A 14,868-nucleotide genomic window follows, 5' to 3' on the forward strand; every position below is an offset into this window, starting at 1 on the left:
TTCTGGGGCGGCGAGGAGGACGGGCTGTACGGGTCCCAGCACTACGTCGACGAACTGAGTGCGGCCGAGATCGGCCAGACCGCGGCGAACCTGAACGTGGACATGGTGGCCTCGCCCAACGGGGTCCGCTCGGTCCATGACGGGGACGGATCGGATTTCGGCGACGCCGGCCCGGCCGGGTCCAAGGCGATCGAGGACGTCTTCTTCCGGTACTTCCAGGAGAACGCGCTGCCGGCAGAGACCACGCCCTTTGACGGCGGCTCGGACTACGACGCCTTCCTCTCGGCCGGCATTCCCGGCGGCGGGCTGTTCACCGGCGATGAGAAGCGGAAGACCCAGGCCCAGGCGCAGTCCTATGGCGGGGTGGCGGGCAAGGACCTGGATCCCTGTTACCACGAGGCCTGCGACACGATCGCCAACACCAACCCGCAACTGCTCACCGAAATGTCCGGCGCCCTGGCCTACGGCACCGTGGCCTACGCGATGGCCAAGACCGGCTAAACACCAGCTTCGCCTTTCAAACGACTCTCAAAACGGTGTCCCATCCCTCGCCGCGTTCGCCGGCCCCGTTGGGAGAGGAAGTCGGATGTCCATGGCGCCGGCGCCCATGTCCGCCGGATGCCCGGCAGCCGGCATTTTTCCGAGTAGCCCGGGGCCTTCAAAGGTGAGAAACCCTGCCGAATCGGGTAGTTAATCAGCCGTTTGAGGGGAAAAGACAGGTACCCGCTACTCAGGTGCTGTGAGTTTCCTGAGTTTACGATAAGAAACGGAAAAGCATTTGGGCAGGCGTCTAGGATCTGCCCAGTTCCCGCCTAGAGCACCTCTATGCGGGAGTAAATACGGGCCCCGTGAAGCAAAGGTCAGTGCGCCACAGGCGCTGCGCTGTCCCCTTCCCCGCGCCCGTCATCCGGGAACCCGGGTTGTGTTTGCGCTCGGGCAACTTCGCTAGTCGGAAGTACGGGGGACATCGACAGATGGATATCTTCGAAAGCTTGGAGTCTGAGGTCCGCAGCTACTGCCGCAGTTGGGACACCGTGTTTGAACGTGCGTCCGGCAGCAGCCTCTACAGTGAAGACGGCAGAGAATATTTGGACTTCTTTTCCGGTGCCGGAGCACTGAACTACGGGCACAACAACCCGGTGCTGCTGCAGCCGCTGGTGGACTATCTTCTCTCCGGCGCAATCGTTCATTCACTCGATATGAAAACACCGGCCAAGCGGCGCTTCCTGGAAACCTTCCGGGAGTTGATCCTCGAGCCCAGGAATTTGGACTACAAAGTCATGTTCCCCGGACCGACGGGAACAAACTCAGTGGAGGCAGCCCTGAAGCTTGCCCGGAAGGTTACCGGCAGGCAGCATGTCCTGAGCTTCACCAACGCGTTTCACGGGATGACCCTGGGATCGTTGTCGGTCACGGGCAATTCAATGAAACGGCAGGGAGCCGGCGTCCCGCTGACGAACACATCGAGCATGCCCTATGACGGGTTCTTCAATGGTCAGATGCCGGACTTTCTGTGGCTCCGGCAAGCCTTGGAGGACAGGGGATCGGGCATCGATAAGCCCGCAGCGGTGATCGTGGAAACCGTCCAGGGCGAGGGTGGGCTCAGGGCCGCCCGGGTGTCCTGGCTGCGAGGCCTTGCCGAGCTGTGCCGGCAACACGACATCCTGCTCATCGTGGATGATGTCCAGGCCGGCTGCGGACGGACCGGGACCTTCTTCAGCTTCGAGGAGGCGGGGATCACTCCGGATATCGTCTGCCTGTCGAAGTCCATCTCGGGCTTTGGACTGCCTTTGGCACTGACACTGTTCAAACCCGGACTGGATATTTGGAAGCCTGGCGAGCACAACGGAACTTTCCGGGGGCACAACCCGGCATTCGTCACCGGCGCCGCTGCCCTGGAGCACTACTGGCGGGACGGCAGCTTCCAGTCAAGCGTCGCGGGGCTCATTTCCCAGCTCCACGAGGGGCTTACCCAGATCGCAGCGGGCGTCGAAGGCGCCACGGTCCGTGGCCGGGGACTGCTCGCGGGTGTTTACTACCCCAACCCCGAGACTGCGGAGAGGATTGCGGCTGAATCCTTTGCCCGGGGTCTGCTCGTGGAAACGTCCGGACCCGAAGGGGAAGTGGTCAAGACGATGCCCGCGCTGACTATCAGCCCCGAGGATCTTCAGAAGGGACTCGATATTCTCGCTGCGGCCGCAGTGACTGTGACCGGGGAGCCGGTGGCCTTGGGATCAACCATTTGAGCATCTGATCAGGGCGAAACGGCTCGAAGGGGCCAGTGCCCCTTGCAAGAATCGAAGTAGATTTCGGGGAGCAAAATGGGTACCCGCAAGGCAACAGCTTTCAACGACAGTGATCTAGCGGAAACCGACCGGGCGATTCCCCCGGGTAGTGTCATTGTTCAAAAGTTTGGCGGTTCGTCCCTGGCGGATGCCGCGGGTATCCTCCGGGCAGCCGAGCGGATCGCCAAAACACGGACCAACGGCTATCGGGTCGTGGCGGTGGTGTCCGCCATGGGGGACACCACCGATGAACTCTGCGATCTTGCCGCGGAAGTTTCCGCCCGGCCCTTGCCTGTGGACCTTGACGCCCTGCTGAGCATCGGCGAGCTTGTGTCCTCGGCCCTTTTGGCGATTGCCCTGGCGGATCTCGGCCAGCTGCCCCGCACATTTACGGGCAGTGCGGCCGGCCTCATTACCGACAACATCCACGGCAAGGCACACATCACCGATGTCAGGCCGGACCGCGTCCGCAGTAGTCTGGCCCGTGGCGAGGTTCCCATCGTCGCAGGATTCCAGGGCAGGACGCAGAAACGGAACAGGGTGACCACGCTCGGCCGTGGCGGCTCGGATCTCACCGCGGTCGCCCTGGCCGCTGCGCTCGAAGCCGATATTTGCGAGATATACACGGACGTCGACGGCGTCTACACCGCGGACCCCCGGGTTGTCCCGACGGCGCGGAAGATCGAGATCCTCTCGAGCGAGGAAATGCTTGAGTTCGCCGCCTCCGGCTGCAAGGTATTGCACCTGCGGTGTGTTGAATACGCCCGCCGGTTCGGTATTCCGATCCATGTGAGGTCCTCCTTCGTGCCGGAGCCCGGGACGTTGATCCTGCCCGGCCTTGACCGTCATCCACTGCTCCAGCCCGCCAGGGAACAACCCGAGGTGACCGCTGTAGCCGGGGTCAACTCGGCGTCGAAAATCACTGTCGTGGGAATTCCGGACCAGCCGGAGAGCATGGCGCGCATCTTGCATGTCCTCTCTCGGTCCGGGGCGCATGTCCAGGCAATTGTCCAAAATACGGCCGGCCCCGGCCCGAGGCGTTCCGATGTTGCACTGATCGTGCCTGCTGCCCATGCAGGTAACGCCCTTGCTGTGCTGGATGCCGAAAAGGGAAGCATTGGATTTGAAGGTTTGCAGCACGACGACCGGGTGGGCCGGGTGTCCATTACTGGACTGGGCATGCGGTCGTCCCCGCAAATCTTCTGCACCTTCCTCAAGGCCCTGTCCGACGCCGACGTGGAGCTCGATCTCGTCGACATCTCCGAGACGTCCGTGGGGGCTGTCACGCACGCCGACCGGCTCGCGGATGCCGAGCGCGCTGTCCGGCGGGCCTTCGGCATGACCCCGGCGGACGAGGCAACGGCGGCCGGTCATGAAGGCCATCTCACACCCGCTGTTGGCCCCCCGCTCCAGACGTGGGTCCCGATTTCCGGCCAGGATATGACCCCTGTTCCGGCGGGCGACAGAACTGTGGCACGTCACTTCTAGCGAAGGAGCTAAAGGATGGGCAAGACCGCGAGGACCGGAAACGGCCTCACCAGACCTCCCGAGTTGCGGGGAATCATGTCGATGATCGGCGGCTCGGAAGGCGGAACTGTCCTGACGTCGGCTGCGCCCGATCAGGCCGCCCGCTGGCGGCGGGGCGAGCGGTTGGACCGGCTGTTTGAGGATAGTTGCGACCGCTTGCGGGAACAGGGGCGCGGCGACCAGGTTGCCGTCGATGCGGGGGACGTTGTCCTGACGTACACGGAGCTGGATGAACGGGCGAACCAGCTGGCGCGGCATCTCTTGGTGTGCGGTGCCCGGCCGGGTGACCGCATCGCCCTGCTGTTTGACCAGCCATGGCGGGCCTACGTGGCGATGCTGGCCGTTCTGAAGATCCACGCGGCCTATGTTCCCCTGGACCCGGGTTTCCCCCCTGACCGTCTTCAGTACATTGTCGAGGACGCCAACGTGGCCATGGTCCTGTCTCTGTCCCATCTGAGGGATCTGCTGCCTGAGGTGGCCGCTGTCACGGTGTGCGTCGATGATGTGCAGGCCCAGATCGACGCCAAGGATTCCTCCCGTTTGGGAAGCGCGGACCATGGCGGAACCAAGGATGAGCTGGCCTACATTATCTACACCTCCGGCTCGACCGGCCGGCCCAAGGGCGTGGCAGTGGAGCAGGCCAGCATCTGCAATTTTGTCCGGGTGGCCTCTGACATCTACGGGATTGAGTCCACGGACCGCGTGTACCAAGGTATGACGATCGCCTTCGATTTCTCGGTGGAGGAAATCTGGGTTGCCTGGATGGTCGGAGCCACGCTGGTGCCCAAGCCGGGCCGGTCCAGCATGCTGGGTGCCGAACTCGCGGAGTACCTGCAGGAAAAACGGATCACCGCCCTTTGCTGCGTTCCAACGCTGCTGGCGACGCTTGACGAGGACCTGCCCGATTTGCGGTTCCTGCTGGTCTCCGGAGAGGCGTGCCCGAAGGATCTCGTGATGCGCTGGCACCGCCCCGGCCGGCGCTTCCTGAACGTCTACGGCCCCACCGAAGCGACCGTGACTGCCACCTGGTCGGTCCTGGACCCGGACCTGCCCGTGTCCCTCGGAGTGCCCTTGCCCACCTACACCGCGGTCATTGTGGATCCCGCCGAGCTTCGGGCCCTGCCGCGCGGTGAAATGGGAGAAATCGGCCTCGCAGGGGTGGGGCTGGCGCGCGGGTACGTGAACCGTCAGGACCTGACGGAGCGGGCCTTTGTCCCGGATTTCCTCGGAATCGAGAACAACCCGTCCGGCCGGATTTATCGCACAGGGGACCTCGGACGGGTGAACGACGACGGGCAGCTCGAATATTTCGGCCGGATCGATACCCAAGTCAAAATACGTGGCTACCGCATCGAACTGAGCGAAATAGAATCCGTCCTCCTGCAGCTCCCCGGCATTGCACAGGCAGTCGTACAGACGTATGAGCCGGAACAAGGAACCGTGGAGCTGGCCGCCTACTACACCCTGCGCCAGGACGTGGAGGGCGTGGATGCTCATGACCTCCACCGGATGCTGCGCACCAGGCTCCCCGGATACATGGTTCCTGCCTATTTTGAACAGCTGGACTCCATTCCCATGATGGCCAGTGACAAAGTGGACAGGAAGCGGCTACCCCGTCCCGAGCACAGGATCAGCCGGGCGGCCGCGGGGTCCTTTACCGCCCCCACAACTGCCGCCGAAGAGGCCCTGGCCGCGCAGCTTGGCACCGTCCTGAGCCTTGAGAAGGTTTCCACCGATGCCCACTTCTTCAACGACCTTGGCGCCGACTCGCTGTTGATGGCCCGCTATTGCGCCCGCATCAGGAAAGAAACCGCCCTGCCCGCAGCCGCGATGCAGGATATCTATGAGAACCCGACGGTCCGGCAGCTCGCCGCCTGCCTCGAAGCCCGGCACAGTGAATCCGTCCTCAGCGCGGCCGTAGCAGAGACCGACGCTGTACCCCCGGTTCCGATGCCACCACCCAGCACCTTCCAGTTCGTCATGTGCGGGGCAATTCAGTTGCTGATTTTCCTGGGTTACACTTCGTACGCTGCTTCCCTGCTGATTATCGGCTTCCAGTGGACATCCGGGGGCAGCAATCCATTTGACATGTGGCTGCGGTCCATTGGTTTCGGCGCCGCCATGTTCCTGATCCTTTCCGCGACCCCGATCCTCGCCAAGTGGATTCTGGTTGGGCGGTGGAAGCCGGGCAACATCCGAATATGGAGTCTGGCTTATCTCCGTTTTTGGGCAGTCAAGACACTTACCAGGGCAAATCCACTGGTCTTGTTCGCCGGCTCTCCGCTGTATGTGGTGTACCTGCGGCTCCTGGGCGCAAAGATCGGCAAGGGGGTGGTGATCTTCTCCCGGAAGGTGCCCGCGTGCCCGGACCTGCTCACCGTCGGTGACAACACAGTCATCCACAAGAACTCCTCGTTCCAATGCTATCGGGCACGCTCGGGCATGATTGAAACCGGTCCCGTGATGCTGGGCAGAAATGTCCTTGTGTCGGAGAAAACCACGTTGGACATTGGTACGTCGATGGGAGACGACACTCAGCTGGGACATGCTTCATCGTTGCAGACCGGGCAGGTTGTACCTGGTGGACAAATCTGGCACGGTTCGCCTGCTGCGCGCACCAACACCAATTACCTGCGTGTGCCGCCCACTAATTGCGGCACGCGACGCAGGGTCATTTTCAGCCTTCTCCAGTTGTTCAACCGTTTGGTCCTGGTGGTTCCGGCGGGCCTTCTCGGGCTTGCCGTGCTCCTGCCCCCCTACCTGAGCACGGGACACCTGCAGCCGGGCTCCCCAAACTTCTTCATAGACGTACTCGCCGTAACACTGGTTCTGTTCGTTGTCGGGCTGATCACCGGCCTGATCATCATCTTCAGCATCCCGCGTTTGCTCAACCGCTTCATCAAGCCGGAAAAGGTCTATCCGCTGTACGGCGTGCACTTCACCATCCAGCGCATGATCGCCCGCGTGTCCAACGTCAAACTGTACAAAGATGTCTTCGGCGACAGTTCGTACATAGTGCACTATCTCAAGGCCTTGGGTTATAACCTCGGCAGGGTGGAGCAAACCGGGTCAAACTTCGGCCCCACACTGGCCCACGAGTCGCCGTTCCTGAGCTCAGTGGGAACAGGAACTATGGTCGCGGACGGCCTCAACATGATGAACGCCGACTTCTCAAGCACGTCGTTCCGTCTCTCGCGGGTCCACCTGGCTGGCCACAACTTTCTCGGTAATGCCATCAGTGTTCCGATCGGATCCAGGGTCGGGGAGAACTGTCTCTTGGCCACGAAGGTGATGATTCCGATCGACGGTCCGATCCGTGCGGATGTGGGCCTGCTGGGGTCACCGCCGTTCGAGATTCCCCGGTCTGTTCAGCGTGACGCCCAATTTGATGAACAGACGATTGCAGAGGCGCGGAACAGCGCTCTCCCGGCAAAGAACCGGCACAACATCCTGAGCATGGTGCTGTTCCTGGCCGTGCGCTGGTTCCTGTTGTTTGTTGCCACGTTTAGCGCCGCCGTTGCCGTGTCGGCATTCAGCTTCCTCGGTGTGCTGGCGATCGCAGCCATGATGCTCACCTTGCTGCTGTTCCGCGTACTGATTGCCGTGCTTGTTGAGCGCTCGGTCATGGGCTTCCGCCACCTGAAGCCGCAATACTGCTCCATCTACGACCCCTACTTCTGGCGGCACGAACGTCTATGGAAGCTGCTGGCCATGCCGGGCTTCAACGGAACCCCGTTCAAGCCCGTGATCTGGCGAATGCTGGGCGTCAAAGTCGGCAAGCGGCTCTACGATGCCGGCGCCAACATACCGGAGAAAACTCTTGTGGCTATCGGTGATGATTGTGCGTTCAATGAAGGAGCCACCATTCAGGGCCACTCCATGGAAGACGGGGCCTTCAAGTCCGACTACATCGTTCTCGGCAACCGCTGCTCCCTTGGCGTGGATTCGTGGGTCAACTACGGGGTGACGATGCAGGATGGTTCGTCACTCGGTGCCGACGCCCTCTTGATGAAGGGCGAAGACGTCCCGGAAGATGCAACCTATACCGGCAACCCGGCGCGGGAGGTGACAAGCCCCGTCGCCCCCAAACCGCTCGCGGCCGTGGTTTCTGGGAGCCCTCGCTACGGCGTTCCGCGCCACGGTGGCCCCCGCCACCGGGAAGCCGTCGCAGTACCCGCTGGACTCGTCAGACTCTCGAAGGGAACCTACGCAACTCACGGGACGCACAGGGCTCCCAAGGCAGCGCGGACCCTCGTCAAGCCTAACGTCGAGGCCGAGGACAAAGCAGGGACGCCGGGTTCTGGTTCCTAGTGCGAACTGGTTGGCAGGGGAGCGTCTTCGGGGAAGTCGTCGGGGAAGTCCTCGGTCACGGCCGGCCCGGAATGGCGTCCGCGGCGCAGCGACTTCTGCAGTGTCCTGCGCTCGCGCCGGCCTTCCACGAGGCGGTACAGCACCGGGACCAGGATGAGTGTGAGGGCGGTGGAGGAGATCAGGCCGCCGATCACCACGATCGCCAGGGGCTGGGAGATGAATCCGCCGCCGCCGGTCAGTCCCAGCGCCATCGGTGTCAGGGCGAACACCGTGGCGAGCGCCGTCATGAGGATGGGGCGGAGGCGCTGGCGGGCGCCGTGCATGATCGCGTCCGCCACGTTCATCCCGGGTTCGCCGGTGCGCGGCTGGCGGTACTGGTTGATGAGGTCGATCAGCACAATCGCGTTGGTCACCACGATGCCCACGAGCATCAACATGCCGATCAGCGACGGCAGGCCCAACGGCACACCGGTCACCACGAGCAGGGCGATTGCGCCTGTCGCGGCGAACGGGACGGAGACCAGCAGGATCAGCGGCTGCACGAGCGATTTGAACGCAGCCACCATGATCACGTAGACGATCGCGATGGCGGCGAGCAGCGCGAGCCCGAGCTGGCGGAACGAATCGGCCTGCTGCGTCGTGGCACCGCCGATCGTGGCGGTCACCCCGGGCGGCAGCTGGACTGACTTGAGCCGGTTCTGCACCTCGGTGCTGACCGCGCCGAGGTTGGAGCCCGACGGCGTCACCGAGACCCGCGCGGTGCGCTGGCCGTTGCTGGCGGTGATGGAGACGGGGACGTCCACCTGCTCTACCGAGGCGATGCTGCCCAGCGCAACGGCGCCGGCCGCCGTCGGGAGCGGCATGTCCCGGACGGCCTCGATGCTCGTGAAGCGGGTGCCCTCGCCAATCCGGACCGGGAAGTCGTTGGTGTCGATGCGGATCGTCCCGGCCGGAATCGGGCTGATCGTGGCGGCCAGGACCCCGGCCACGCGCTCCTCGTTCAGGCCGGCCGCGACGGCCTTGGCGCGGTCCACCTTGACCTGGACCACCGGCTGGCTGGCGGCCAGGTTGGTGGCCACTTCGCTGCTGCCCGGGACACCGTCCATGGCCTTGACCATCGCGTCACTGGCCGTCTGGAGGTCGGCGGTGGTGGCGGCCTTGAGGGTGATGTCCACGGTTGACGAAGTGCCGAAGCCGCCCTGCTGGGAACCGACCGTGATCTTTCCGGCATCGCCGAGCTTGGAGAGTTCGCTGCGGACGGTCTCCTGGAGCTTGCCCTGGTTGGCCTTCTCGTCCGTCACCACGGTGAACGTCGAATTGGACGCGCCGGAGGAGAGCAGGGCCGAGAAGCCGGTCTGGGCGTTGCCGGTGGTGGCCTGGACGTCTTTGATTCCGTCGATGCCCCGCAGGGTGTCCTCGACGCGGATCGCCGAAGCGCTGGCCTCGTCAAGGCTGGTCCCTGCCGGCAGGGCCTGCTTGACGGTCATGCTGTTCTCGCCGGAGCGGCCCAGGAGGTCGGTGGCGAGCAGCGGGGACATCGCCACGGTGCCGGCAAGCACCAGGGCCGCGGCGACCAGGGTGAGGACCGGGTGCCGCTGCGTGCCGGACAGGACAGGCAGGTAGCCGCGCTGCAGGAGCGTGCTCTGCTCGGCCTCGTGCGCCTTGGCGGCGATGCCAGCGGCAGAAGCCGGAGAGCCGGTGACGGCGGGCGTGCGCAGGAACCAGTAGGCCAGCACCGGCACGATGGTCAGCGAGACCAGCAGCGAGGAGAGCAGGGCGATGGTCACTGTCAGGGCGAACGGCCGGAACAGCGCACCGGCCAGGTCGCCGACGAAGGCGATGGGCAGGAAGACGGCCACGGTGGTCAGGGTGGACGCCGTGATGGCGCCGGCAACTTCGCGGATGGCGGTCCCGATCGCGGTGATCTTGTCCTCGCCGTAGCTCAGGTGCCGTTTGATGTTTTCGATGACCACTATCGAGTCGTCCACGACGCGGCCGATGGCGATGGTCAGCGCGCCAAGGGTGAGGATGTTGAGTGAGTAGCCGGTGCCAGCGAGGCCGATGAACGTGATCAGCAGGGACAGCGGGATGGACACGGCCGTCACCAGGGTGGCGCGCACTGACATCAGGAACACCAGGATCACCAGGACGGCGAAGCCCAGTCCCAGCAGGCCCTCGGTGGTGAGGTCCTTGATGGACTTCTCGATGAACGGCGCCTGGTCGAAGACCGGGGTGAATTTGGCGTTGGAGCCAAGCTCGGCCTCAAGTTGCGGGATGGCGTCCTTGACCGCGTGGGAGATCGCGACGGTGTCGCCCTCGGGCTTCTTGGTCACGGACAGGGCGAGGGTTTCCTTGCCGTTGGTCCGCGTGATTGACGTGCGGGCGTCCTCGACCAGGCTGACATCCGCCACGCTGCCGATCGTCGCCGCATCACGGGCCGCGCCCAGCGGGAGGGCCTTGATGGCGTCGAGGGAGTCGACCGGGCTGCCGATCTGCAGCGAGAGGGTTTTGCCCTGTTCCTCGATGGTGCCGGCCGGGACCAATGCACCGTTGTTCTTCAGCGCGTCGCTGATGGCCTGGAGGCTCGTCCCTGATGCCGCCAGGTCCCGGGGCCGCGGCAGGATCTGGATGTGCTGCGTGGCGCCGCCGGTCACGTCGGCGCCGCGCACGCCGTCGAGCTTCTGCAGCACAGGGACGCTGAGCCGGGCGAGATCGGCGTTGAGTTCACTGAGCGGTTTGTCGGAGGACACGGCCAGGAAGACGATCGGGAAGTCGCTGATGCTCCCGGCGATCGCCTGCGGCTGGACGTCCTTCGGCAGGGCCTGCTTGGCGTTGGAGATGGCGCGGTCGATCTGGTTCCTGGCCCGGTCCAGGTTGGAGCCGTAGGTGAACGCCAGGGAAATCTGCGAGACGCCGTTCCGGGACGTTGACGACGTCGATTCCAGCCCCTCGACGCTGTTCAGCGCCTTTTCCAACGGGGCACTGATCTGCTTGTCCACGACTTCCGGCGACGCACCGGGCATCGAGGAGATCACGGTGATCTGCGGGAACTCGATGGAGGGAATGAGCTCCTGTTTCAGCGAGGACATCGTGATCACGCCGAAAACGCAAGCGAACACCGTGATCAGCGCGATCAGGGCCCGGTTGGCGAGAGACAGCTTTGCGAGCCGGAACATCTCATGGTCTCCTGGTGGGTCGGGGGCGTCCTGCACAACGGGACATCAAAAAACGGGGACGTCACGGGTTGCAGCGGTCCCAAACCAGCAGTGTAAACCAGCCGCGGCCGGGCGCCGGCTTAGTTGCTGGCGGTGACCTGTTCGAGTTGCAGCGCCTTGGCCGTCTCGGCCTCCAGCGTGGCGGCGAGCTCAGGGTTGTCGTTGAGCTTGACGCCGTAGCCGGGCATCATGTCCTTGAGCTTGGACTGCCAGCCCTTGAAGTTCTTCGGGAAGGACTTCTGGAGCAGTTCGATCATGATCGGCACGGCGGTGGACGCGCCCGGGGATGCGCCAAGCAGGGCGCCGATGGTGCCGTCGCGTCCGGCGATGACCTCGGTGCCGAACTGCAGCACGCCGCCCTTCTTCGGGTCCTTCTTGATGATCTGGACCCGCTGGCCGGCGGTGATGAGCTCCCAGTCGCCGTCCTTGGCCTCGGGGTAGTACTCCCGCAGGGCCTCGACCTTGTCGCCGTGACGCTTGGCGACTTCCTTGATCAGGTAGGCGGTGAGGTCCATGTTGTCCTTGGCCACGGCCAGCATCGGGATGATGTTGGAGGGGCGGATGGACAGCGGCAGGTCCAGGTAAGAGCCGCTCTTGAGGAAGTTCGTAGAGAAGCCGGCGTACGGGCCGAACAGCAGGGAGCGCTTGCCGTTGACGTAGCGGGTGTCCAGGTGCGGCACGGACATGGGCGGGGCGCCGACAGACGCCTGGCCGTAGACCTTCGCGCTGTGCCGGGCAGCGATGCTCTCGTCGGTGCAGCGGAAGAACTGGCCGGAGACCGGGAAACCGCCAAACCCCTTGCCTTCCGGGATGCCGGAGGCCTGCAGCAGGTGCAGGGCCCCGCCGCCGGCTCCGACAAACACGAACTTCGCGTGGATGGAGCCGTGCTCGCCGCTCCTGGCGTGCTTCAGCGACAGGTCCCAGCCGCCGCCGGACGCGCGCTTGATGTCGCTGACGTTGTGGCCGTAGTTGATCTCCACACCGTTGTTGCCCAGGTAGGTGGTCAGCTCGCGGGTCAGGGCGCCGAAGTCGACGTCGGTGCCCTCGGCGGCGCGGGTTGCCGCGACGCGCTGCTTGGGGTCGCGGCCCTTGACGATCAGCGGGGCCCACTTGGCGATCTGCGCGTGGTCCTCGGAATACTCCATCGAACGGAACAGCGGGTTCGGCTTGAGTGCCTCGTAGCGGGTGCGGAGGAACTTGGTGTGGTCCTCGCCGATCACGAAGCTCATGTGCGGAACGGTGTTGATGAAGCCCTTGGGGGAGCCGATCAGCGAGTTCGAGACGAGGTGGGACCAGAACTGGCGGGACAGCTGGAACTGCTCGTTGATGTTCAGGGCCTTGCCGGGGTCCACCGAGCCGTCTTTGGCTGCGGGGGAGTAATTAAGCTCACACAGGGCAGCGTGTCCGGTGCCGGCGTTGTTCCACGGGTCGGAGCTTTCCAGTCCGGGCTCGTCCAGACGCTCAAAGAGCGAGATGGTCCAGTTCGGCTCAAGCTGCTTGATGAAGGCGCCGAGCGTGGCGCTCATGATGCCGCCGCCAATCAGGACGACGTCGGCGTGTTGGGTCTTGGAAATGAAAGTCACAATCAGTCTCCGATAGCAGCGGCTCTGGCTGTCACAGAATATCCCGCACCGCCCACTAACTGAAATTGGCCCCGGGCGTCAAGGCCTTAGCTCGACCTTTGTGAAAACTTCGTTCAGCACCGGCGACGCCGGGTACTTCAGCACCCGGTCCGAGAGCGCCAGGGCCGAGATCGGGAAGGCAATGGGAACCGCGGGCACCGTGGCCGCGATCTGCCCGTTGATGGTCTGGTACTCCTCGGTGCGGTCCTTGCCGTCCGGCAGGCCCCGGGCCCGGGCGATCTTGGAGAAGACCTGGGGATCCTGGTAACCGAATTCGCCGGTGTTCTCGCCGAAGAGCGGGCCCACGAAATTGTCGGGGTCCGAATACGAGCCGTTCCAGCCCAGCAGGTGCAGGGCGTGGTCGCCCGGGGACGTGACCTTCTGCAGGTAGCCGTCAGCCCAGTCCACCGGTACGGGCTTGACGTTGAGCCCGACGGCGGTCAGTTGCCGGCTGATCTCGGCGTACACCTTTTCCGGCGTCGGCAGGTAGGGCCGGGTGACGTTGAGCGGATAGTAGAACTTCAGCTCCTCGCCCTTGTAGCCGGCCTCGGCCAGGAGTTCCTTGGCCTTGCCCGGGTTGTAGCCGAGCGCCGCGGCATTGTTGTTGAAGCCGCTGAGCTTGGGCGGAACAAACTGGGATGCCTGGGCCGTGTTGTCGATGAAGAACCGGCGGATCAGCGTGTCCTTGTCCAGCGCCATTTCGATCGCCTGGCGGACCTTGAGGTTCTGCAGGATGGGGACCTGCTGGTTCATGCCCAGGTACATCACGGAGAACGGGTCCCGCTGGATGATCTGCTTTCCGCTCTTGACCAGTTGGTCAAAGTTTCCCACGGTGACGGCGTCGTAGGCGTCGATCTTGCCGTCCAGGAGCGCCTGCATCCGGGTCTGCGGGTGATCGTAGGTCACGAACTTGATGGTGCCGATCTGCCCTTTGTCACCCCAGTAGTCCTTGTTGCTGGCCAGGGAGACGCTGCCCGAGTCCCAGGAGCCGAAAACGTACGGCCCTGTGCCTACCGGGTGGAGGCCGTAGGCGGATACCGGCTGCCCGCCCCGGCGCTGGTTCAGGACGTCAGCGTTCTCCGCGGCGAGGGCCTTGGGCGAAGAGATCGCGAAGGCCGGCAGGGTGAGGGCCTGGAGAAAACCCGTGAAGGGCTGGGTGAGGCCGATCCGCACATTGTCCGGCGCGACGGCGGTGCAGTTCTTGTATATGGACAGCGACGCCTGGTCCGCATGGGCCTTGAAGACGCCCTTGAAGGTGGTACCGGTGGCCTGTTCGCGGAGGGCCGGTGAGAAGTTGAACCAGCGGTTGAAGTTGGTGCAGACCGCGGCGGCATCGAACGGTGTCCCGTCCTGGAATTTAACGTTCCCGCGCAGCTTGAACTCGTAGGTCCGGCCTTCATCGCTCTGGGACCATTCGGTGGCCAGCAGCGGCGTGGGCTGGCCGGTGGTCTGGTCTACGCCCACGAGGCCTTCCAGTACCTGCCGGGTGACGCGGTATGACTCGACGTCGGAGACCAGGGCAGGATCGAGCCCGAGCGGCTCCGAGCCGGTGCCGAAGGTGAAAAGCGCGGTAGGTGCCGCGCTGGCGGTGGAAGAGGCGGTGGGGGAGCTGGGTGCCGGGCCGAGGCTGCCCGTGCAGGACGCGAGCGGCAGGACAAGGAGGGCGGCCCCGATGCTGGCGGCAATCCGCCGCACTGTCCTGCTGGGCACTGTACTGCTGGGCACTCGAGAATCACCTCTGGGAACTGGATGGTCCGCCGGCTGCGGACCAGCCCCAGTCTAGTTGACGGCCGGGTCCGCCAGCTCTTGTGGCACACCGCCGCAAGGCGCACGGCAGCGCAAAAAGCGGAGGCCCGCACCTGGTGGTGCGGGCCTCCGCTTCTCCTAGTGGTCCAGGGAGTCAGGCTG

7 protein-coding genes are annotated in these 14,868 nt (G+C 64.3%); 4 read left to right on the forward strand and 3 right to left on the reverse strand.

From position 1 onward, the window contains the following. The 4 genes from AC1DNG_RS19030 to AC1DNG_RS19045 all read left to right on the forward strand — a co-directional run. Window positions 1-501 (forward strand): M28 family peptidase (locus AC1DNG_RS19030; protein ID WP_476888008.1); only part of this gene is annotated, 501 nt, incomplete at its 5' end. Window positions 502-974: 473 nt separating this feature from the next. Next, window positions 975-2,246: a diaminobutyrate--2-oxoglutarate transaminase gene (gene ectB, locus AC1DNG_RS19035; protein WP_476848890.1), complete on the forward strand. Its 1,272-nt coding sequence runs from the start codon at window positions 975-977 to the stop codon at window positions 2,244-2,246. Between the two features lie 75 nt (window positions 2,247-2,321). Then, entirely contained in the window at window positions 2,322-3,773 is a 1,452-nt protein-coding gene (locus AC1DNG_RS19040) for an aspartate kinase (RefSeq protein ID WP_476848891.1), read from the forward strand. Window positions 3,774-3,788: 15 nt separating this feature from the next. Beyond that, window positions 3,789-8,123, forward strand: a complete 4,335-nt coding sequence (locus AC1DNG_RS19045; protein ID WP_476888009.1) for a Pls/PosA family non-ribosomal peptide synthetase — start codon at window positions 3,789-3,791, stop codon at window positions 8,121-8,123. Here the strand turns inward: AC1DNG_RS19045 and AC1DNG_RS19050 are convergent. From AC1DNG_RS19050 to AC1DNG_RS19060, 3 genes are all read right to left on the reverse strand, one after another. Then, window positions 8,120-11,299 (reverse strand): efflux RND transporter permease subunit, encoded by a 3,180-nt coding sequence (locus tag AC1DNG_RS19050; protein ID WP_476888010.1) that lies wholly within the window; start codon window positions 11,297-11,299, stop codon window positions 8,120-8,122. The two genes, AC1DNG_RS19045 and AC1DNG_RS19050, sit on opposite strands and share 4 nt — an antisense overlap. Before the next feature lie 119 nt (window positions 11,300-11,418). Continuing rightward, window positions 11,419-12,921, reverse strand: a complete 1,503-nt coding sequence (locus AC1DNG_RS19055; RefSeq protein WP_476871103.1) for a malate:quinone oxidoreductase — start codon at window positions 12,919-12,921, stop codon at window positions 11,419-11,421. Window positions 12,922-12,999: 78 nt separating this feature from the next. Next, window positions 13,000-14,655 carry an ABC transporter substrate-binding protein gene (locus AC1DNG_RS19060; protein ID WP_476888028.1) on the reverse strand — a complete coding sequence of 552 codons (1,656 nt, stop codon included), beginning with the start codon at window positions 14,653-14,655 and terminating at the stop codon, window positions 13,000-13,002. Between the last annotated feature and the right edge of the window lie 213 nt (window positions 14,656-14,868).

This window comes from Arthrobacter sp. 01T425, from assembly GCF_056398725.1.

What these genes read in the sequence shown, in the direction of transcription:
- AC1DNG_RS19045 (WP_476888009.1), top strand. Translation starts at nt 3,789, where the DNA reads ATGGGCAAGACCGCGAGGACCGGAAACGGCCTCACCAGACCTCCCGAG.
- AC1DNG_RS19040 (WP_476848891.1), top strand. Translation starts at nt 2,322, where the DNA reads ATGGGTACCCGCAAGGCAACAGCTTTCAACGACAGTGATCTAGCGGAA.
- ectB (WP_476848890.1), top strand. Translation starts at nt 975, where the DNA reads ATGGATATCTTCGAAAGCTTGGAGTCTGAGGTCCGCAGCTACTGCCGC.
- AC1DNG_RS19050 (WP_476888010.1), bottom strand. Translation starts at nt 11,299, where the DNA reads ATGTTCCGGCTCGCAAAGCTGTCTCTCGCCAACCGGGCCCTGATCGCG.